The sequence below is a fragment of the Amycolatopsis sp. QT-25 genome (assembly GCF_029369745.1).
Taxonomy (GTDB): Bacteria; Actinomycetota; Actinomycetes; order Mycobacteriales; family Pseudonocardiaceae; genus Amycolatopsis.
Genome location: NZ_CP120210.1, coordinates 7,219,676 through 7,240,049, shown reverse-complemented (window position 1 = coordinate 7,240,049; position 20,374 = coordinate 7,219,676). Strand labels below are relative to the sequence as shown.

General features: G+C 66.3%; 20 protein-coding genes and 2 pseudogenes. 4 read left to right on the top strand and 18 right to left on the bottom strand.

Annotated features, from left to right (window positions below; all coding sequences use genetic code 11):
• Positions 1 to 28 precede the first annotated feature (28 nt).
• Positions 29 to 565 carry a DUF2087 domain-containing protein gene (locus P3102_RS33935; RefSeq protein WP_276364743.1) on the bottom strand — a complete coding sequence of 179 codons (537 nt, stop codon included), beginning with the start codon at positions 563 to 565 and terminating at the stop codon, positions 29 to 31.
• Between the two features lie 128 nt (positions 566 to 693).
• The gene (locus P3102_RS33930; RefSeq protein WP_276364742.1) at positions 694 to 1,272 is read right to left on the bottom strand and encodes a hypothetical protein; all 579 of its coding nucleotides are present in this window, start codon (positions 1,270 to 1,272) and stop codon (positions 694 to 696) included.
• Between the two features lie 22 nt (positions 1,273 to 1,294).
• On the opposite strand from P3102_RS33930, the gene P3102_RS33925 reads away from it, so the two are divergent.
• On the top strand, positions 1,295 to 1,930 hold the full coding sequence (locus tag P3102_RS33925; RefSeq protein WP_276364741.1) for a TetR/AcrR family transcriptional regulator: 636 nt from the start codon (positions 1,295 to 1,297) through the stop codon (positions 1,928 to 1,930).
• A gap of 164 nt (positions 1,931 to 2,094) precedes the next feature.
• Here P3102_RS33925 and P3102_RS33920 read toward each other — a convergent pair whose 3' ends face one another.
• From P3102_RS33920 to P3102_RS33910, 3 genes are read right to left on the bottom strand one after another with little or no spacing between them, the layout of a single operon-like run.
• Complete coding sequence (locus P3102_RS33920) at positions 2,095 to 2,574, bottom strand: MerR family transcriptional regulator (RefSeq protein WP_276364740.1); 480 nt, start codon at positions 2,572 to 2,574, stop codon at positions 2,095 to 2,097.
• 20 nt (positions 2,575 to 2,594) lie between these two features.
• A complete protein-coding gene (locus tag P3102_RS33915; protein WP_276364739.1) occupies positions 2,595 to 3,467 on the bottom strand; it encodes an SDR family NAD(P)-dependent oxidoreductase in 873 nt (290 codons plus the stop codon).
• Positions 3,464 to 3,796: a hypothetical protein gene (locus P3102_RS33910; RefSeq protein ID WP_276364738.1), complete on the bottom strand. Its 333-nt coding sequence runs from the start codon at positions 3,794 to 3,796 to the stop codon at positions 3,464 to 3,466. Before P3102_RS33910 ends, P3102_RS33915 begins: the two co-directional genes overlap by 4 nt.
• Before the next feature lie 310 nt (positions 3,797 to 4,106).
• Between P3102_RS33910 and P3102_RS33905 the strand changes: the two genes are divergently transcribed.
• Positions 4,107 to 4,235, top strand: a complete 129-nt coding sequence (locus P3102_RS33905; protein WP_276364737.1) for a hypothetical protein — start codon at positions 4,107 to 4,109, stop codon at positions 4,233 to 4,235.
• Positions 4,236 to 4,849: 614 nt separating this feature from the next.
• Here the strand turns inward: P3102_RS33905 and P3102_RS33900 are convergent.
• From P3102_RS33900 to P3102_RS33865, 8 genes and pseudogenes are all read right to left on the bottom strand, one after another.
• Positions 4,850 to 5,062, bottom strand: a pseudogene (locus tag P3102_RS33900) (transposase); the annotation flags it as partial.
• A gap of 48 nt (positions 5,063 to 5,110) precedes the next feature.
• Positions 5,111 to 6,408 (bottom strand): annotated as a pseudogene (locus P3102_RS33895) (IS701 family transposase).
• 504 nt (positions 6,409 to 6,912) lie between these two features.
• Positions 6,913 to 7,809 carry a CU044_5270 family protein gene (locus P3102_RS33890; RefSeq protein ID WP_276364736.1) on the bottom strand — a complete coding sequence of 299 codons (897 nt, stop codon included), beginning with the start codon at positions 7,807 to 7,809 and terminating at the stop codon, positions 6,913 to 6,915.
• A complete protein-coding gene (locus tag P3102_RS33885; protein ID WP_276364735.1) occupies positions 7,802 to 8,386 on the bottom strand; it encodes an RNA polymerase sigma factor in 585 nt (194 codons plus the stop codon). Before P3102_RS33885 ends, P3102_RS33890 begins: the two co-directional genes overlap by 8 nt.
• A gap of 758 nt (positions 8,387 to 9,144) precedes the next feature.
• Positions 9,145 to 9,270, bottom strand: a complete 126-nt coding sequence (locus P3102_RS33880) for a hypothetical protein (RefSeq protein WP_276364734.1) — start codon at positions 9,268 to 9,270, stop codon at positions 9,145 to 9,147.
• A 133-nt stretch (positions 9,271 to 9,403) separates the two neighbouring features.
• Positions 9,404 to 10,141 carry a GAF and ANTAR domain-containing protein gene (locus tag P3102_RS33875; RefSeq protein WP_276364733.1) on the bottom strand — a complete coding sequence of 246 codons (738 nt, stop codon included), beginning with the start codon at positions 10,139 to 10,141 and terminating at the stop codon, positions 9,404 to 9,406.
• A 73-nt stretch (positions 10,142 to 10,214) separates the two neighbouring features.
• On the bottom strand, positions 10,215 to 10,916 hold the full coding sequence (locus tag P3102_RS33870) for a hypothetical protein (protein ID WP_276364732.1): 702 nt from the start codon (positions 10,914 to 10,916) through the stop codon (positions 10,215 to 10,217).
• 584 nt (positions 10,917 to 11,500) lie between these two features.
• Complete coding sequence (locus P3102_RS33865) at positions 11,501 to 11,695, bottom strand: hypothetical protein (protein WP_276364731.1); 195 nt, start codon at positions 11,693 to 11,695, stop codon at positions 11,501 to 11,503.
• 455 nt (positions 11,696 to 12,150) lie between these two features.
• Between P3102_RS33865 and P3102_RS33860 the strand changes: the two genes are divergently transcribed.
• Complete coding sequence (locus tag P3102_RS33860) at positions 12,151 to 12,681, top strand: DUF5994 family protein (RefSeq protein ID WP_276364730.1); 531 nt, start codon at positions 12,151 to 12,153, stop codon at positions 12,679 to 12,681.
• Between the two features lie 533 nt (positions 12,682 to 13,214).
• Entirely contained in the window at positions 13,215 to 13,613 is a 399-nt protein-coding gene (locus P3102_RS33855) for a hypothetical protein (protein ID WP_276364729.1), read from the top strand.
• 112 nt (positions 13,614 to 13,725) lie between these two features.
• Here the strand turns inward: P3102_RS33855 and P3102_RS33850 are convergent, their stop codons facing one another.
• The 5 genes from P3102_RS33850 to P3102_RS33830 all read right to left on the bottom strand — a co-directional run bounded on the left by P3102_RS33850 (position 13,726) and on the right by P3102_RS33830 (position 19,922).
• Positions 13,726 to 14,574 (bottom strand): hypothetical protein, encoded by an 849-nt coding sequence (locus P3102_RS33850; protein WP_276364728.1) that lies wholly within the window; start codon positions 14,572 to 14,574, stop codon positions 13,726 to 13,728.
• Between the two features lie 55 nt (positions 14,575 to 14,629).
• Complete coding sequence (locus tag P3102_RS33845) at positions 14,630 to 15,391, bottom strand: hypothetical protein (protein WP_276364727.1); 762 nt, start codon at positions 15,389 to 15,391, stop codon at positions 14,630 to 14,632.
• A gap of 818 nt (positions 15,392 to 16,209) precedes the next feature.
• A complete protein-coding gene (locus P3102_RS33840) occupies positions 16,210 to 16,956 on the bottom strand; it encodes a calcium-binding protein (protein WP_276364726.1) in 747 nt (248 codons plus the stop codon).
• A 406-nt stretch (positions 16,957 to 17,362) separates the two neighbouring features.
• Positions 17,363 to 19,429 carry a M48 family metalloprotease gene (locus P3102_RS33835; protein WP_276364725.1) on the bottom strand — a complete coding sequence of 689 codons (2,067 nt, stop codon included), beginning with the start codon at positions 19,427 to 19,429 and terminating at the stop codon, positions 17,363 to 17,365.
• Positions 19,416 to 19,922 carry a hypothetical protein gene (locus P3102_RS33830; protein ID WP_276364724.1) on the bottom strand — a complete coding sequence of 169 codons (507 nt, stop codon included), beginning with the start codon at positions 19,920 to 19,922 and terminating at the stop codon, positions 19,416 to 19,418. The genes P3102_RS33835 and P3102_RS33830 overlap by 14 nt, the downstream gene beginning before the upstream one ends.
• Positions 19,923 to 20,374: the final 452 nt, after the last annotated feature.

Sequence of the window (20,374 nt, the reverse complement as noted above, 5' to 3'; positions counted from 1 at the left end):
TGGAAACCGTCGGTCAACCGCCTGTTCGTCAGCCGCGCTCGTAGCTCGTACCGGACTTGTCCCTGCGCAGCATGCCCTCGTCGACCAGGGCGCGGCGCAGGGTCACCCAGTCGTCGAACCACTCGCCGCAGATCGCGTTGACCTTGGCTTCGGGATAGGACACGCCGGGTTCGAACGAATCGCTCACCACCTCCAGCACCCGGCTTCGCACTGTCTTGTCGCCGGGAATGGAGGTCAGGCGGCCACGCCGGAAGTAGGCGCCCGCTCCGTCCCCGCCTGCTCGCCCAGCGAGCCTGGCTTCCGCTTGAACCGCCAGCTGGAAGGTGTCGTCGATCAGACCGTAGATGTGCGTTTCAGGGTCGAAAGAAGCGATTCTGACGTTCGCCAGCTTCTGCAGGGCCACGGCGGCGGCCGGTGGGCGCAGCCCGGCACGTTCGGCAACTTCGGCCACTGTGGTCGCACCGAGGGCGAGAGCCGCGTAGGCGGCGCGCCGGTCGTTCTGGGCGAGCGCGCCCACCAGATCGCGGCAGGAAGGCAGGGGCTGGTCTGCGGGGGGCAGGTTCATGGTGTCCGTTCTGGTTGTCGTTCGGGTATCGGCAGGGGGTGGTCGCCGCCGAGAGCGGTCTAGCCGACGGACCGGACGAAACCTCCGAAGGATCGTGCCGCTCTTCGATGACGGTGCCCACGCGGAACTCACGGATTCGCGCGGACTTCGAAGGCGGAGTGGGCCGGGTGCGGAAGCAGGTGCGAGAGCAGCAACTTGATCACCAGGAGCGGCACCACCCAGGCCATCACGGCGGACGGCGGCAGGACGGCGGTGCACACGGCGAGCACAGTCACGGCCGACGCGAAGGCGACCGGCTGGCGGAACGCGTCGGGGGCGAGGAGTACGAAAACGGCGGCGAGCACGGTCCCCGCATAGGCGGCGATCGCCGTCGCCCAAGGCATTCCGGGCAGGACGATGGCGAGTATCAGCGTGTGGATGTGCGCGGCGACGAACCCGAGCGCTGACCACCGCGGCGGTCCGGATGCGTGAAACCGGCGCGACCCCGATGGCGTCGCGTTGACCACCGCGCCTCCGAAAAGGTCGAAACCGACCACGACGAGGATGATCGCCGGGAGCGCAGGCAGGGCCTCGGCGACGGCCAATGCCCCGGCGAACACCGCGCCGAAAACCGCGGCGCCATAGCCGAGAAGTCGCTCGACCGGAGCCGCTCCGGGGGCGATCAGGGTCCGGTCCGCCCGGCCGATCCAGGAACGTAGTACTGCCATCGACGCTTCCTCCGGTGCCTACTTGGCATGTGGTGAATATTCAGTCACTATAGTAACCATGTATTCACCCGAAGATCGAACGGCGAAAGCCATCATCAGAGACACCGCCGTCGAATTGTTCGGCCGTCACGGTGCCGACGCCGTACCACTTCGGAACGTCGCCGTTCAGGCCGAGGTGTCCCAAGCGCTCATCATCAAGCATTACGGCTCGCGGGACGGATTGATCACGGCGGCCGACGAACACGTCCTCGGCGTCACAGAGCGGCTACTGCACGGCGTAGTGATCGAGTCCGGCGGAGACCTGGGCCTCGACGCGATCGGAGCACCGCTCTCTCGGCTGCTCGGCACCTCGAGCACAGGCCCGTACCTGGCAAAGCTGCTCACGGGAGAAGGCACCCGTTCTCGACACGCGTTCGAGCGACTCGCCGAGTTCGCTCGCGGCCTCATCGAGCAACTGGCCGAGGAGGGAATGGTCGCCTCGGGAGTCGACCGGGACGACCTCGCGGTGCTCCTTCTCGTCCACGATCTGTCCGTATTGATCCTGCGCACTCGTATCACCGAAGCATTCGGCGTCGACCCCCTCGACGGTGCCGGCGCGGAGCGTCTGGCGAGTATCACCAAAGAGCTTTACTCGGGCAAGGCGCTGACCGCTCGATGACGTGACAGTGGGGAGCCCTCGATCAACTCAGGGGCTGGCCTTCGTCGATGGTCGCCGGACCTGCCCCGTGCCTTAACGGAGCAGTCCGATTCGGTAGGCGAGGACGGCCGCGTGCACTCGGTTGCCGACATCGAGAATGTCGAACAGCGCGGATACGTACTGCTTCACGGTGCCTTCGGCGCGGTGCCACCATACGTGCGGATCTTGTACTCGGTGGCCTCCAAGGCGACAGCGAGTTCGTCCAGCCGCCGCTGGATACGGTCGCGTTGCTCGAGCATCATGCGACTACGCTCGGGGATGGTGCTTTCGCCTTGCTCGACCAACGCGACGTAGTGCTTGAGATCCTGCATCGACATGCCCGAGACACGCATCCGAGCCAGGAACACCAGACGTCGCAAGTCGGACACCGAATACAGCCGGTATCCGGAGGAGTTGCGCGTGGGCCGGACGAGCTCCTCCCGCTCGTAGTACCGCAGGGTGTGCGGGGACAGGCCGATGATCTTGGACGCTTTGGCGACGGTCACGGGCGTCGCCGACGTGTCCAGGCTGGAATCGTCCAGGAGTTCGTGCAGTCTGTCGATCATGGTGACCGAGTGGTCGCCCGAGGAAGCGAGCAGTCGTTCGAGGATCGTGTCGGTCGTCATGTGCACCATCGCAGGCGTCCTCAGAAAGCCCGGACCGACGGCGGCATACCGGGGAAGTCGGCGGATTCGCTGGTCTCCGCCCACGTGCGCACTCCTTCGAGCGCGGTCGTGTACGCGCGAGTGAGGTTGCGTACGGCCTCCGCTCCGAGAGGGAGCCGCAGGGGTGGATTCTCGGCGTCCAGCACTCGGCGGATCGCATCGGCACCGCGCACCGGGTCGCCCTCTTGGCTGCCGTCCGCGTCGGCCATGTTGGTGCGGATGCCGTCGGTGACCTGGTCGTAGGCACGGTTACGCGGTGCGGTCCTGAGCACTCCGCCCGCGTTGAACTCGGTGCGGAAGCGGCTGGGCTCCACGATCAGCACCTGGATCCCGAACGGCTTGACTTCTCCCGCCAGCGCCTCCGACCATCCCTCCAACGCGAACTTCCCCGCCGAATAACTGCCGACCGCCGGGAACGACATCCGCCCGCCCTGGCTGCTCATCTGCACGATCGCGCCCGACCCGGCCCGCCGCATGGGTGGCAACACGGCGCGGACATACGCCGCAGGACCGAACAGATGCTGGTCGAGCATGTCGCGCAACCGCGCGTCCGTGATCTCCTCCGCGGTACCGACCTGACCGGCACCGGCATTGTTCACGAGGACATCCACTCGCCCGAACGCCTCGACAGCCCGCTCCACGACCACGGCGGCGCCCTCCGTGTCCCGGACATCGTGCTCGAGCGCCAGAAGCCGGTCACCGTGCTTGGCCTGTAGCGCGTCGAACCGTTCCGTACGCCGGGCGGTCCCGACCACGAACTCGCCCGCCTCCAAGGCCGCGTCGGCCAAAGCCAGCCCCAAGCCCGACGACGCTCCGGTGATGATCCATGTCTTCGTACCGCTGATCGTCTTCATGGCGCCGACGTTAAACGTTCGAGCGCGCTCGAAGGCAAGCTCGGCTCAGGAGTTGCCGTACCCAAGGTCAATCCCATGATCGGTGTGTCCGACACGTCCTTGTGTGAGGAGCGCACGGTGTCGATGGGACATACGGCGCGCACCGCCCGCACCCGGTGACGCACCCGCACCCGCTGCTGCTGTACGGACATCGGTGAGGTGTGCTCATCGCGAAGCGACGCGATCAGTTCCCCGGTGGTCGTGTCATCGATCGCGACGTACCCACTGCTGGGCAACTCGCCGTGGGCAGCGCGCGCCGCGAATGCCGTGGTGGCCTTCACGGTGGACACGGCGTGGTCCGGCCGCCACGCACATCGGAGCTGCCGCAATGGTGAGAGGGAAGGGCGAACTTGGCGTGTTGACGTCGGAGGCAGGCGCGAAATCGTTGAAGGGACCTAGCATGGCTTCGACAGTCCACAAGGGACATCACGATCCCAGTGCCCGCTATGCCGCCGCCGTGTTCTGTCTCTCGTGGGTACATGAAGACCCCCTTTCTCGTGTCTAGCGCAAGGAAAGTCAAGTTTCACCTGAGGCAGTAAAACCGTAACCAGCATTTCCGCAGGTCAGGGCTACAGGAGGGGGAAACGTTGTGGCGGGTGCGTGCCTCTCCAGGCACGCACCCCGTCGAAACTCGTCGTCATCGGCGACAAGTACCTCGACGGCTACGCCACCGCGGAACTGCTCGGCATCACCATGCCCGAACCCGACGAGACCGAGGGGGTGAACTGAATGCTCCACGCAAGCGACTGACCGCCACCGCAGCCAAGCGACGACGCGGCGCCGCCCGCAAGAAGGCCACCATCGCCCCCAAGGCCAAGGGGCGCGGCAAGGCGTCCAGCGGTGTCAGCTGGGGAGCCCCATCCGCTTGAAGTCGGTCACGCTGTGACCGTCCTCATGATCACCACACACCGTCGGATCACACACTGTCAGCTGCCGTATCAGTAGACTCGCCTTATGGGGAAAAAGTGGTCAACAAAGGACCAATACGTAATAGCACGCATAGTGACGATCGTTCTCGTGCCCTTGATGCCAATACTCGGATTAGACTTCTTTTTCGACCTGAGCCGGAGCGAGAGTTCGATCTGGAGTATTTTAGGTAGTTTTTCTGCGAAGTGCATGGTCATCTTCGCGTTCGTGTATAGCGGTGTCAGGTGGCGCAAGCTGCGAAAATTGCTCCCACCTCAGGAGCGTAGGATTTTCCGTTCCGGCTCGACTGGCCATCGATCCTGAATTGCAAGAAAGGACTCAAGCTCCTGCACGTCATCCGATACCACCGATAAGACCCCGATCGAACAGGTGGGCATAATCGTTTCCCCTATCACGGGGGGTGTACGAGTGTGCGGGCGGTGCGCGGTCTGGAACGGCACCCCGGACGACGGCGGCAGATCCCTCCACGCACACCCGCTGCTCGGCACTTACACGATCGCCGTGAACACCGCGCGAGCGTCCACCGGAGCAGTGCCACCGCCTGCGGACGCGGCTCGAACACCGGGATCAACGGCTCCGACAGAACCCACAACTCATCCGGACAACCGCAACGACAACTGATCAACCACAGTCAACATCATCGCTCATCAGCGACAAATCACCGCGTAAGACACACTCTAATACTGCAATGACACTTCGTGATGGCCGCGCCGGCGGTAGTGGCTGGTTCGGGCGCGGGCTTGGCTGGTTCGTCGCCATCGTGACCAGTGCATAGCGTGCTGGATTGTGTGCTGGACCCGCGTGGTGACACGGTTGAATAGCTTGCGGATTTCGTTGGACGTGAGCGGTATCAGGCCGGGTGTAGATCCCCTTTTTTTGCGGTCTCTCGAGTGATGACGAGGAATGCTGCCGCTGCCATGGAGAGAGTTATATGCCGATACCATGCTTCGTATCGGCGGACCTGGTAGTGGTCGAGCCCGGTTTCGTTCTTTGCGGTTTGGAAACTTTCTTCGATCGCCCAGCGGCTGCCAGCGACGCGTACCAGTTCTCGGAGATCGGTTTCGGCGGGGCCAAAGCAAATGTAGTAGGAAATCTCGGTGGGGTCGCTGACCGAGCGGCGGGCCAGCAGCCAGTGGCCGACTTCTCGCCGGCGCAGCGGGCGGATGTCAACTACGGCCCAATCGTAGATCCGCTGCCCGTGGGCGCCATCGCCGCAGGACAGGCGCTGCCAGGCAGTCGGGGCGGCGTCCGCGATAACCGAGTGGGCGCGCCGCTGCCGCAGATCCATGGAAATCACCATCTGGGACTTGGGCACCGCCAGTACATGTGCGATGTCGTGTTCTTCCAGCCAGAGCCGCAGCCGTCCAACCTGCCCGTACGCTTCGTCGGCGGTGAACCACGCGAACGGGATACTCGCGGCGAGCGCGCGTTCCAACATTAATTGCGCCAGTTCGGGTTTCGTCGCGAATCCGACGCCGTCAGGAATGCCCGCAGCGCTGCACCGATCCCGATCGGCGATCCACTCTTTCGGTAGATACAACTCCCGATCGATCAAAGCCCGCCCCCGAGCCGATACATACGCCAAGAACACGCCGATCTGCGAATTCTCGATGCGCCCGGCCGTGCCCGAATACTGGCGCGCTACGCCCGCGGACTTCGTGCCCTTCTTCACGAACCCGGTCTCGTCCGCGATCAACACGCCACGTTCGGCGTCCGCCAGCACCTCGACCACCGTGGCCCGCACATCATCACGCACGCCTTCGGCGTCCCAGGCGTAGAAGTTCAGCAGCCGCTGCATGCCCTGCGGGCCGGCCTCGCCGGCCATCTCCGCCAGGGTCCAGCCGTTCTTGCGCTCGACTTCAGCCAGCAGTCCCCGCAGGTAAGACACCATCTGACGCCGCGGCTCCACCCGCGAGAACCGCGACGCGAACCGCCCCGCGAACGCAGTGAAATGCGCCGACCAACCCGTCGCCATCTCCAACACAGGAGATCAACTACACGATCGCCGGGCCAAAGCCTAACCGACACACTCAACCACTCTATAACGAAATGTCATTGCAGTACTAAGTCGAAATGCAGCCAAGGGGCCTTCATGTACCCCAGGTGCATCGGCACAGCCGACGAAACCGGAATGCGGTAGGTATCCGAGACGATCTTGCCCCTGGCCGTCCTCGCCACTGACACCCGTGTGCGACGCTGTGCGAAGTGCTCGAATCGGGCGCTGAGGTCCGCTCCGCAGTCCCTTGTGGACGGTTCTGGGCGCGCCGGATCCCTGTGGCGAGCACGCCATTCAAGGCTTCGACGTCCGGACACGTTGCCCTACCCCTCAATAGCCCGAATCGCCACTCACGATCTACGGCACCTTTGCCACATCCCTGAGCAAACCGGGTCGGGCTCTGCCCCGCCAGGGGAATCTGTTTCGCCGTTCACCCTTTTCCCAAGGCAAGGCGGTTCTGGATGGCCCCCGGTGGGAGGGCGATTACGCGGGCAGGTCGTTGACCCATTCGGCGGTGATCTTCGCGCCGGGTGAGTCGACTACCTTGTACAGCGCGCCGTCCATGTCGACGAACGAGGACGTCCCATTGACCCTGCCGGTCGCCGGGTCGACCGCGAAGCGCAGGCCGTCGGGAAGCAGCAGACCTTGGTCACCGAGGTTCTGGACGCCTGGATACGTGGCGAGCGCACGGAACGCCGCGGCCCGGACCGCGGGCGGTGCCGGCAGCGTCGAGGCCAGCGAGATCAACGACAGGAATGCCGCGTATTCCCTGTCGGCCGCGGTGAACGGGCCCGCACTCGTGCGCGCGGTCGAGTGTGTGAGTGCCTCGGCGATCCATGCCGTCAAGGCGTCGGGGTTCGTGGGCAGGCCACGCAGTTGCTCGAGGGTCAGATCGACGCCGACCAGCGAGAACGGCGAGACCGGTTTCTCCTGGTTTGGCTTCACTACTGCGATGACCCGGTTGCCGGACTTCGCGCCCCGGAACCACCTGCTGCCGTCGGTCTTGACCCAAGTTTCGTAGGTGACTTCCGGGAGCGTCACGTGGACGTGCCAGTACGTGCCCGTCCCCTCGGGTGTGCGCTCGGCCACGGCGGCAGCCGCGAGCAGGATCTCCTGGCCGGCGACCGTCCTGGCTGCCGCCGGGTCCGGTGACTCCGCCAACGGGGGGCCGCCGGCCTGTGGGCCGGGCACGAGGACGAGCACCGCGGCGACGGCCGCTGCCACGGCGGTCCCTGATCCGGCGACCAGCCACCCGATCCGCTTGCGGGGCGTGGAGGCGCCACGCAAATGGTTCTGCAGCCGGTGCCGACTGCGGTCGATCACCTCCTGGGGCGGCTCGTCACAGACCAACGCGGTGCGCAGTACGTCCAGGTCATTCATCGTGAACCTCCGGGGAAAGAGTGGTGTTGAGCTTCTTGCGGGCCCGGCTGAGCCGGGAGCCGACGGTGCCCGAGGAGATGCTGAGCGCCGAGGCGACTTCCTCATAGCCGAGCTGCCCGATCGCTACGAGCAGCAGCACGTCACGTTCTCCCGGCGACAGCCGAGACAACGCCAGCGCGAGTTCCGGAGCCAGTCGCCGCGCGGCCACGGAAGCGACTACTCGACTCTCGTGTCCCTCGGCGTCCGGAGCGGGAGCGATCCGGCCCAGTGCCCGATAGCGGCGCGCCTCCTGGCGGCGGTGCCTGGCCACCAGGTTCGTGGCGATGCCGAACAACCAGACCCGCAGGTCACCACGTTCGGGGTCGAAAGTGCTCCGCCGGTCGAACGCGACCAGAAACGTCTCGGATGCGACGTCCTCCGCGGCCTGAGCACCCAGACGAGCCGCCACATACCGGAAGATGAGCGCGAAATAGCGGTCGTGCACCTCGGTGAACGACTCCGGATCCCGGGGTAAGCGAGTGCTCAGGCCGGCCCCGCTCACACCTGCCTCAGCTGTCCTATGCCCCGCCTCTGTCATGGGGTCCTTCCGGTTGGGGCCTGCTTACACCACTACTTCACCGAAGACGGTCTTCTTCTTCCCACGTGTGTACGTGAGTTCGTCGCTTGCCGCGAGCACGGGCACTTACCTGCCTCAACGAGGTACGGTGCCCCGTTTCTCAGCTGATGGCCTCGCCGCCGGATGCCAGGAGACGGAACGCCATGACGGTGCTCTGTGGCGTGTCGAATGACAGATAGGCGCTCGTGCGCCTCGGCCGACTATCTGCCGTCAGAGAGGACAGCGGTATCAGCCTGGGTAGCCGCGAGGACGGTCATCTGCTCCGCCACACCGGGCCGGCCGCCGCCGAACGCGATTTCGTCGACGGACACGCTGCTTTCGCTCTGCACACCTACCGCCCTGTCGCCGTCCGGCGCAACGTGGCGGATGAAACGCGACGAACAACAGTGGCCGGCCCGGGGAGGCCGCTGCCGAGTTATCGAGGAGTGAATCAACGTGGCGTACTGGAGCTGGAGGCGGGAGCGAACTCACCGAGGAGCGTCAGCCCATCCTCGACTGTCCACAAGGGCTCCCGCCGGGAGGTCGTGAGTGTAAGTAGCGTTCTAATGCTCTTCATCCCGACTTCGCACGTAACCGTGCATACGGCCGTCAACCGGAACCTTAATTGGGGGGATTCGTCCCTTGTGGACGCGCGCGGGCGCGATCGGCCTCGTCGGCTGGTCCTGAAGCCACGCCACCTTCGACTTACCGCTCAATAGTCGTCAATGTGGTCGATGACATCACCCGGACGCCAGGTCTTGTGTTCGTGCCACGCCCGCTGGTTCGGCGATCCAGACCTCGGCAACGGTGAGGACGAGCGGAAACCTGGCCAGGAAGTGTCGCGCGCAGTTCGCTTTGTCGATCACACGATGAGCGTGGCCGTATGTCCTGCTCGACACTGACACCATGACCGAGGGCGGCAGACCATTGCCGGATGTGCAGACCGCATCAACGGACGACGACCGATCGATCGAGTTCCACGAAGAGGTGAAAAAGCATTCAGGGACCTTTGGGGGGTCCCGGTCGTGGTTTCGGGTGAGGTGTACGGACCCGGATGGCGTTGAGGCCGGCTGTCCCGTCCGCCACGGTTCTGGCGAGGTCTGACAACCGCAGGTTGTGCGAGCGGGCATGGTCACGCAGCGTGGTAAAGGCGTCCTGCATGTTCAATCCCGCATGTGCCGAGAGCACCCCTTTGGCCTGTTCGATGATGACGCGGCTGTTCAGCGCGGTCTGCAGTTGTTCGGAGAGGATCGCGCCGTCGTGGATCGCTCGCTGCTGCAGCAGGCCGATGGTGGCGACGTCGGCAAGGGCTTGGCCGAGCAGCACACTGGTGTCGTCAACCCCGTCGCGGTGGGTGTCGAGCATGTTCAGCGACCCGATCACGGTATGGCGTAACCGCATGGGCACCGCGTAGGCCGCCCGGAAGCCGGCCGCGCGGGCAGCGGGCACGAACCGTGGCCACCTGGCGCCCTCGTCGGCCAGATTCGCACTCGAGACCGGCAGGCCGGTGCGCACGCAGTCCAGGCACGGACCGTCATCGGACTGCACGGCGAACAGTTCGAGCAGCCGGGCCTGCTCGGAGGAGGCGGCCGCCATGGCCAGCTTGCCCTTCTGGTCGGAGAGCACGACACCCGCCGCGGCGATGTCCAGCAGTTCCACGCACCGCTCGACAAGACTGTTCAGGAACTCCAACATGTCGAATTCATCGACGAGCGTGTCCGCCAGTTCCACGAACACCCGCGCCAGCCGTCGTTCGTGCCGGTCGTTCATCGCCGCTCACTTCTTTCACCGTTGCCGCGTCGCTTGTGGATCATTCTTCTTCCAGGAACAGTTCGCGATCCACGATCCGCTGGGCCACCACCGCGACCGGCATGTCGTTGGCGTACGCGTAGCCGCGGATGCGCAGGAGCGCGGCCTCCATCGTGATGCCGAGGTCGTACTTCACCATCCCGGACGCCTGGTGGACCTCGGCGCGAATGTCGGTGATCCAGCCCAGATCGTTGTGGGCGTGCCCGGCGGTCTCGGACAGGACCGCTTCGAAGGTCATTTCGGCCAAAACCAGCGCAGCGGCGATTTGCCGTGAATTCAGTTGCCCGGCAGTGATGCGGTAGCAATCCAACGATCCCAGCCGGATGGTGCCCAGCGACAGGGGGAACGCGAACACTGCCGCTGCCCCGGCGGCCTGGGCACCGGAAGTGAAAGCGGGCCACCGTGATGCCGTCACCAGCAGGTCAGGCGCCAGGATCGCGGTGCCGAAGACGACTGCCTCCAGACCAGGGCCTTCTCCCACGGTGAACTGCAATTCCTCCAGACGGGTGGAGATCGCGTCGGTGGCCCGAACCAGGCGCTGCTGCGGGGCCGGGGTGCCTGCCTGTGCGATCAGGGTCACCCAGACCCCGGAGACGGCCAGTTCCGCCACGGCCAGTGCGCAGATCCGGGCGACGGCCGAGGAGTCGCCGTCGTCGTTCGCCGCCAGCAACGACCGCAGCCGTCGCCGTTGATCCTCGGTCAACAGCCGCTCCTTTCGTGATCACTTCCGGAAGCGTCTTGACCGCCTGATGACCCGAGCTTGTAGACATTACCCCCCACCGTGCACGACCGGCTCGGACAATGCCGGCGAGCTGAGACGGTGGTGCAGGGCCGGGCACCGCGACTGATCGTCCTGAGGCGGCGTCTCGGCGGAGTGACCGGCCGGGTGGTGAGACTTCGCACCCCTGAGCTGAAGACGGCGACGAGTCCGGTCGCGAGGGCGAGGACGACGGCCAGTGGGTGCAGCCGGACGGCCCGGCCGAGCAGCAGGGGTTGCAGGACGTGGCTTTCGTGACCAGCGTGACGAGGACAGCGGCCGCGCCCTGAACGGTGCCGTCAAGGGGACGCCGATGGTGAGCAGCCCCAGACCGATACCCGAGGCGTCGGCGAAGGCGACGGCCGCGGATGTAGTGCGCGAGAGTGGTGAATCCGCTGCGCCCGGCGACGTCGCCGCGGATCCGGGCCGGAGCGGCGCGCAGCACGAATGTCCAGATCTTGGTGCCCTGGGCGAGGAAGAAGAGCAGGCAGAAACGACGGACGGCAATTCGGCGAGCAGGTCTCCCACGGTCACCGCCGCGTGAGCGCGCCCGATGCGATCACCCTCGCGGTGATCTGGTCGATCAGTTCGGGCATGCCCACGGTGGTGGTGACGACCACGAACGTGACCACCGCGCCCGCGCGGGACCATCCTGCGGGCCGGCCAGGAACGGCAGGCGCGAACAGTCCGGCGACGACCAGCCGGCGCCGGCTGACGGCCGTCATGAACGTCCACCTGTCAGAAGTCACGACCTGCCCGGCAAAGCGTGGTAGGCCAAGCGTGCCTCGGACGTGGCCGGGCCGCCAGACCATCGCGGCAGGTCGCTGTCGTCCGGTGCGGAACGGCTGTCAGCTCGGCGCGTGCTCACCGGCCACACCTCCGAGAAACCAGGTGACCTCAGTGATCAGCGCCTACGGGGCAGTCGATCACCAAAGCGGCGCGACGTTCGGATTCGCGAGCGGGGGAATTGCTGTTCTGCCACAGTTTCCTCGGCTCAACCCGTTACGGTCGTGGAATACGACGGGAAATCCGGAATACCCGAGAAGTGGATCCTGATTTCTGTGGAGCGTGGGTGTACAATCGAAGATGATCGAGAATATTCCGCGTGTCGGTGTTCGAGCTGATATCGCCTTCGCTTGATCACCACGCCGGCCTTCATGGCCGGAGACCGGAGCATCATATGCCGCTGAATTCACCCGTCGAATCCCGTGTCCCGACGGTTGTCGAACGGCTCAGGCTCAAGCCCGCCAACTCGGAGAGCGGTTTTGTCGACGGCGCCTGGTGGCCGCGGTCGCGTGATCTGGTGGCGGAAGTACCCGAACTCGCCACGGTGCTCGCCGCCTGGATCGGCCCGGTTTGGCGCGTGGCGTTCTCCCCGGCGGGCTGGACGGTCACGGTCAGTGAGCTGATCTACCAAGGCCGCTTGATTCGGCTGGAGGGAATCAGCTCGCAGAACATCCATCTCGTGCACGCGACCGGTGGGACCATGCGCCGGGTCACGCTCCTGGTCGTGCCACCGCACGCGGACCCCGCCGCCGCCGAGCGGGCGTTGACGGCGGCCTCCGGGCAGAACAATGTGACCAGCCCGGAGCTGCTCCTCGGCGAGTCGGGCGCGCTGGTCGGCCAGGCGGTGTCGGCGTCCCGCGACAGCGACGTGTCCCGCTGGGAATCCGAGGGCGGACTCGGTGGCAAGGCTTCCGCGCGGGAGTGACGTGGTGAGGTGATCGGCGGCCGGGTTGGCCGAGTTCGGGCAGGGCCGGGTGTTCCGTAGTGCGCGGTTGTTCCGCGGTGCGGTCATGGAGGCCCCGGCCGGAGGTGCCGCTTGCCGCGCGCCGGTGGACAGGGCAGGACACCGACCTGCGCCTCGTCGCCACCACGCACGCCGTCTGGCGGCCGCTGCAGGTCACCCGTCTGCACGAACAACCGATCATCCGCACCTCGCTCCCGGCGCCATCATCGTGCGCTCGAGAACGATGGACGAAGCCACCACGATCGGGTCAACTTGAACCGATCGCCGTGGTGCGGAGGAGCGTCGCGCGGCCGGGTCAGGGGCTTGTCGTACAAGGGAAGGGGCAGTCCCGCGGCGATCGCGAACACGGGTGCGTCCACGCTCGCTGCTTGCATCCGGCTTCGATGGCTGCAATGGTCCTTGCCGACAGCTACCGGCGTGGTTTCCGCGCCGGCCGGTGCCACCGCTCCAACCGTGGCGGATCTCCCGTTCGCCCGTCTCGTCAGGAGCCCAGCGTGGTTGGCATCGCCTCGGTGAACTCATCGGTTTCCGGGGAACCACAGCGTGTCCGGGTCGTTCATCTGGTGCGATCGCTGGGGTTCTATCTCGCCTTGGGGTGTGAAGTCCACCGGTCGGGGGTCGGTTGGGTGCGGCTGCGCAACGCCGGTGTCGTGTTCGTTCTCGAACACGGTGGTACCGGCAGCCGTCCGGAAATCATCGTCCCGGAACTGAGTACCGGTGACCTCCTGCGGTTGTGCTGCAGGTTGTGGTCGGCTGGGATCGACACGAGCCCCATCAGCTATCCGGACGGCGTGCCCGGTGGCCGCATCACCACCCGTGATCCCGACCTGTATCCGGTAGCCATAAGCCAAACCGATAGTTGTGAACGGGCAGAGGTTCTGGCCGTTCGGTGAGCCCCCAAAGTCCCACGGTGAGCCTTGCCCCGCGGACACGTCGGCCGGTGTGAGACGGAGACCCCAGCGGGGGTTACCCATTGGGGTCTCTGTCTCACACCGGCCGTCGGGGTCAGCCAGTGCAGTCGGGGACCGCCGGGACGCTCCCGGCGCAGTTGCCGGGCGTGTTGGCGGTGATCGGCGCGTTGTCGGTGGTCATGGTGCCGCCGGTCCGGTAGGCCCCGCCCGCCGTCAGCAGCGAATGATTCACTGTCACGGCGGTCTGGGTGATGGTCGTCGCGGTCGAGTTGACCGCCGCGATCCCGCCGCCTTGTGCACCGCTGTTACCGCTGATGAGCATCGGGGTGCCGGAAACACCGGTGGTGGTCAGTGTGCCGCGGAAACCGTTGTAGATGCCGCCGCCTTGGAACAGCGCGGTGTTTCCGAGAACAGCACTTCTGGTGAACGTCGCGGCGGGTGCCGTTCCGGACGGGGTGTCGGCGTTGGCGAGGCCTCCGCCGGCGAGCGTGGCGCTATTACCACTCAGGCTGCTCGTGGTGAGCGTCACGGCGCCGCTGTTGAGGATGGCGCCCCCGTCGCCGACCGCGCTGCCGTTGGTGAAGGCGACGGAGGTGGTCAGGGTGAGATTGCCGGTGGGGCCGACTTGGGCGATCCGGAAGGGCGCCACCGCGGTGCGCGTGATGGTCGCCGGTCCGAGCAGTTCGATCGGCGTGGTGATGACCGGGAGCCCGTTGGCAGGCCCGCCGTGCGGGGAGGTCAGCGCGTACGTGCAGCCGCCCGCCAGCGTCAGAGTGTCTCTGTCGATCGTGGAGTTGGCGAGGTCGATGGCGGCGACAAGGGCGTTCTCGCCGCACGCGACGGGAATGGTGGTCGCCTGTGCCATCGGGGCCGGCACGATCATGCCCCCGGTGAGGGCTGTCGCGCTGACGACAGCCCGCAGCATACTGCGATTTCTTCGCATTTTCTTCTTCTTTCCTGGAAGCAAATCCGGGGGTACGGCCACAAAGGACCGGAAACTATCCGATGCATCCGGAGACGGGGGAGGGGCTTCCGGTGCAGTTGGTGGCGGTGTTGGCGGTCACGGTGGAGGTGTTCAGCGTCGCCGACCCCGCCACGTAGTAGATCCCGCCGGGATTCACCGTCGCCGCGTTGGTGTTGACCACGCTGCTGGTGAGCGTGAGTGTCCCGTTCAGACTGGCGATTCCGGCGCCTTGGCCCGCGGTGTTGCCGTTGACCGTACTACTGGTGAACGTCGCCGCGGCCGGAGTTCCGGTGCTGTACAAGGCGCCGCCTCGGCCGTTGGCGGTGTTACCGGACAACGCGCTGCCGGTGAGGGTGACCGCGCCGAAGCTGAGGATGCCGCCTCCGTCGTCGGTGCCCACGGCGGCCGCGTGACCATTGCTGATGGTGACCGCTTTGAGGGTGATGCCGCCGGTGGGAGCCACCTGGCCGATGCGGAAGGAGGCTGCTGCCGATGCGCGGGTGATGGTGTTGGCGTTGCCCTCGATGACGATGGGCGAGGTGATGATCGGAAGGCCGGCCGGGCCGTGCACACCGTCGTCGCCGTGCGCGGTGGCGAGGGTGTAGGTGCAGCCTGGGGTCAAGGTCACGGTGCCTCCTCCCGCCGCGTTGGCCGCGTCGACCGCGGAGACCAGCGCCGCCTCGTCACAGGGAACGGATTCGGCACGTGCCAGCGCCGAGGCGGGCAGGAGAACAGCCGATCCGGTCACCAGGGCGATGGTGCAGGCAAGGGTGGGCAGCGTGCGATTGTGTCGCATTTCGACTTTCCTGAATCCGAGACCGATGGTGGAGGAGCAAGAAGCTCGAACGTCCCGCTGGAAAGCGGTCACCGGCGGTCGATGAACAACCACTTCCGACCCTACGCCCCTCGGCCGGAAATAAACAGGGAGGCAATCTTGATGCCTCTCGACGACTTTCGATCATGTGGAATCACGAAATGTTTCGCAGCGAATATCGAGGGTAAGAAACCGGTGGTGCACCGCGGAAAGCGCGTGTTCTCGCAGGGAATTCTTCGAAATCGACCGAGAGTATGGACAGTATGAAAGCGGAGGAAGGTCAGGAGCCGTGACTCCCGCAATCGGCGCGGACGTCGCCGGGGATCCGGCCACCGAAACTTCGAGGACCACCGCGCCTCCAGCGCCAGGCGTCAGGAGAAGTACTGAAGGTGCCGGGTCAGGACGCTGCCGGTGGGATGGTGCGGGTGAGGGCGCGGTGCCCGCCGTGGCTCTCGGCTCTGGCACATATCTCGATCAGGCCGCTGTGCCGGTGCGCCTGGGGTGCATTAAGGGGGCCTTCATGTACCCCACGAGAGAACCACGGCGGCGGCATAGCGGGCACAGGGGTCGTGATATCCCTGAAGCCTCGCCAGGCCCTTTCCTGAGTGAGTGCCGGTGTCACGGTGTTTCGAGGATGTCGCCTCCGGCGCAAGATGCCGGCCCGGAAGCGTGACCGGCTCGGACCCCGTTTGCAGTGGCCGAAGCCGTCTGCCCGAACAGCACCCGACCTCGAACGGCCGCGCTGAGTCCGAGCGCGGCCGTCCTTGTCGGCTCTGTTCGTTCAAGACCAAGTGACGAGGTCAGCTGGTGTAGTGGATGGCTTGCGTGGTGGGCAGGAGACAGGTGTAGCTCAGTGGGAGCAGGCTCACGAATGTTCCGCCCGTCCCGGTGCAGATGCGATTGGCTTCCTGGGCGCGGCGGTCGGCCGGGTTGAGGGGGTTGAACACGCAGACGTAGCCCACCGGATTCACGGTGAGGGTCAGTACACCGCCGGTGACGTTGCACAGTTCGGTCGCGGTTCCCGTGCTCGAGCCTGGTCCCGTTGTCGGCGGGGTGCTCGTGTTCTCGCAGCTGGCGTGGATGTCGGGGTCCGGCGCGGGGCCTTGGCAGGTGTCGATGCCGCCGCCACCGTCGAGACTGTCCTGGCTGCCGTCATTGGACGCGCCGATGAGGGTGTCATTGCCGACGCTGCCGGAGATCGTGTCGATGCCCAGGCCGCCGGCGAGGGTGTCGCTGCCGGTGCCTCCGGTGATGGTGTCGTTGCCATCGCCGCCGTCGATCGTGTCGTCGAAGTCCGAGCCGGTGATGGTGTCGTTTCCACCGTTGCCGTAGATCGTCTTGGCGGGGTTCGTGCCACCGCAGTCGATCGTGTCGTTGCCGGGACTTCCGGTCACGACCGTACCGGTCTGGGTCACGCCGGGGCTGACGACGCAGTTGACGGCGGCGTGGGCGGTCAGCGGGGTAGCCGCCCACAAGGCCGGGACCGCAAGGGTTCCGGCCAGCATGGCGACGATTCCCCGGCGGACCGGATGCTGATGAAATCTCATGTTCTTCATTTCATGAAACACGATTGAGCGATGACTCGCACGGGCGCGGTGCGCCGGCGGAATGGGACGTGTGCGAACAGTGCGCCGCTGCGCGGCCGAACCGTCGACGCTCGCCTCGATAGCATAAGGACCTCGGTCCGTGATCTTGAACCGCGATTTTCGCGGATATGTCACGTCACCGAGGTCCAGGGGTGCAACAGGCAAGCTACTCCGGCGGTCGCAGAAACCGATACGGCTGTACCTCGAATGGTCGTACGCCGTCCGGAGGCGACACGAGACCGTGTCGTCCACGCTCGGCCGAGTTCGGCATGACGGCCGCCGCCGCTTGGCAGAGTTCGACGCGGCATCATTTCGCGCATTCTTGCGAACAAGGACGGTGACGCCGAGTGCGGACGATTCGCCAGTCTCAGGTAAGCACGTTTCCCAGATGCATGACGATCGTGGTGGTGCCCGCCGCCGTGGCGAGTGCGAGTGCCGGTCGGTGCCAGGGGCGGGCGCGGAGCCATCGGCTGGGGAGCAGGGTGACGGGCAGTGCGAGGCAGAGGATGGCGAGGGTGGACAGGGCCATGGCCGAGGTGAGGTACGGGATGAGGTTGTGCTGTGGGTCGCGGGTCAGGAGGCATCCGGTGGCGGTGAGGAGAGCGGCCAGCGGGGCCGCGGCGAGTGAGTTTCCGAGTCCGGTGCGCCCGTGGAGTGCGGTGAGGGCGAGCACGCATGCCGTTGCCGCGCTGACGGCGACCCACCAGTCGAGCCGGTCCAGGGACAGCGGGTCGGTGTGCTGGACGTCGACGGGCAGCAGCCGGCGTCCGGCCAGTGCCGCGGCCGTGGCGGCGACACCGACCGCGAGCAGTGAGAGCCGTCGGCGGTTCCAGCACCAGGCGAGTCCGGCGACGACGATCAAGCCGAGTGCGACGGGTTCTTGCCACGTTGCGGTCATGCCCGCGATGGCTATCCCGTGGAACCAGTTTCCGGTGACGGTGATCAGGGTGCCGGAGGTCATCCCGATCCACCAGGCGCCGGTGAACAACGCGGTATTGAGCACGGCGGCGAGGAGCCAGATTCGGCGTGGCGTGGGGATGGTGCCGGCGTGGCCGGCCCAGAGTGCGGCGAGGGCGAGGCTCAGGCAGGCGGCTCCGGCCATGGCGAGTGAGACCGCGACGAGTTGCGGCCAGTCGCCGAAGGGACTCAGGTCGGTGGTGCCGGTGCGGGAGAAGTCGGTCAGGAAACCCAAGGCCACACCCAGCGGCAGGCTGAGGGTGACACCGGCCAGGGTGAGCGCGGAGCGCTGGGGGGTTCGCCAGAGCGCGGTGCCCCAGCCCGCCGCGGTCAGCACACCGGCCAGCAGGCACGACAGGGGTACCGCGTAGGACTGGGAATTTTCTCCTGTGCCAAGGAAAGTGGGGAGTGCCACCAGGGTGGCTGTCTGGGCGGCCATCGCGGCGAGCGCACCGTAGACGACACCGTCGAGGACCCGGGTCTGCCCGGGAAGATCGCCCGCGTCGAGCACGGCGATACGCCGCGCCGGCGGGGGATGGATGGCCCTGGCCCGGTGCCACCAGGACATTCGCCTGGTGGTGGTGCGGCTGAGCAACGCGCGCAGCGGTCCCGACGGAAACCCTTGGACAGCGCGGAGGTCGGCTTCGTGCTCGCGTGAACGCAGGACGCTGGTGGAGACCAGCGCGGTCAGCGTGAGTACCAGTGCCGCACGAGCGGCGTATTCGGCCCAGAACGGTGCCCACAGCGTGTGCGGAGACGCCGTGTCACCGCTCAGCAATACCCGGATCTCGGTGGTGATCATGGGCAGCAGGAGAACGGGCGGTAACGCCCACCAAACACCTCGGGTGAGCCACACCAGGCCGACATCACCTGCCGCCACGTGGGCGCTTTCGTGCCGCACAATGGCCTCGGCCTGCTCAGCGGGCGCGGTCACGATTCCGGGTGGGAGCACCATCCGGGTCCGGCGCAGGAACCGGATGGTGAACGCCTCCCGCAACGCCAGCGAACCGAAGACGACCTGCGGGGGTGCCGCGCGGCGGTGCATCGAGCGCACCGCTCGCTCCGCGCGTTCCTGCCACTCCCGCGGCGCGGGCCGGACGGGACCCGCGCGGCGAAAGAGCCGCCACGGCAACAACTGTGTCAGCGCGAGACCGAGCAGAAGTACCAGGACCGCACCGCTGAGCGAGACCAGTCCCTTGCGTCGTTCGGCGGGTGCCAGGCACTGCAGGAACTGCTGTGACTTCTCCACGCTTTGGGCTGGTGTGTCTCCGGCGGTGACTGGAGGTGTCGCCGCCCGGCAAGCCAGGAAGGCGTCCCTCCATGCCAATCCCAGGAACTGGCCGTGGAGAAGGCTTCCGACGAGTACTCCGGCGAGCAGCAGCACCACGATGAGCAGTGCGTACCGCCCGCGCCCCGCGGACGGTACGCGTGCGGTCTCCGCGCTGACGCCGGGCGGTCGCTGCTCAGTCGTCGTCACTGGGAGGTTTTCCGGGCAGCAGCGCGTCGCTGACCTTTCCCGCGATTTCGCGTGCCACCTCGGGGCTGGCTCCTGTACCGGTCAGGTGGATCGTGATGACCATGGTGAGGTCGGCGTCGGCATTCGTCACGGGGCGAGCGACGTCGTCATCGGCGGCTCGGCGTGCTTTGCGCGCGGACCACGCCTCGATGAGCCGGTCGCGTACCGCGTCCAGCGTCTTGTCTGCGGCCTTCTCCACGAGCATGTTCCCCAGATAGGCCGCCGCCGCGAGAACGTACGGCGTCATCAGCACCAGATCCACCCCGATACCCACCGGCGCACGCAGCGTCTCCGGATTCAGCAGACGGTCCGGGTCACGCCGGTACTCGTCCACCACGGCGTCGAACAGGTCAAGCTCCGGCGGATAGTGCGTGCCGACGATCTCGCGGGCGAGATCCAACACGTCCGGATCACCGAACGGAACCGCCGAGGACGGCGGACGGCGCAAACTCATGAGAAGTCCCAATCTCGTCAGCACGGCCGCACGCCGCGACACCGGTAGCTGTCGCCACGGACACCGCCTCTGTTACGAGGGATAGCCAGCCGACTACCCATGTGATCGTGTGCGGTCACCAGTGCGGCGAGGCCTAGGATCGAGGAACGCCACGCGTGACGTTCCCCCCCCACGCTCTTGGTGCCTGATCCTGTGTGTCGCAAAAGGCTCCGCCACAACCACTGTCGCCATCTCCAGAGGAACGATTCGGCGAGCGCGGGCTCGAACGCGAGAGGAGCGACCGTCGACGGCGTGGGTGGCGCGGTACGGCTCGGACGGCTCGCCCCTCCGCCTGCGGATCGGGAGCGTAACCAGCCGGTAAGCGGGTGAGCCGCGGAAACGGTCCGCGATCGCAGAGCGCGAGCGGAATGCGCCAATCGACCCTCAGGAAGCCGACGGGGTTGACCACGTTA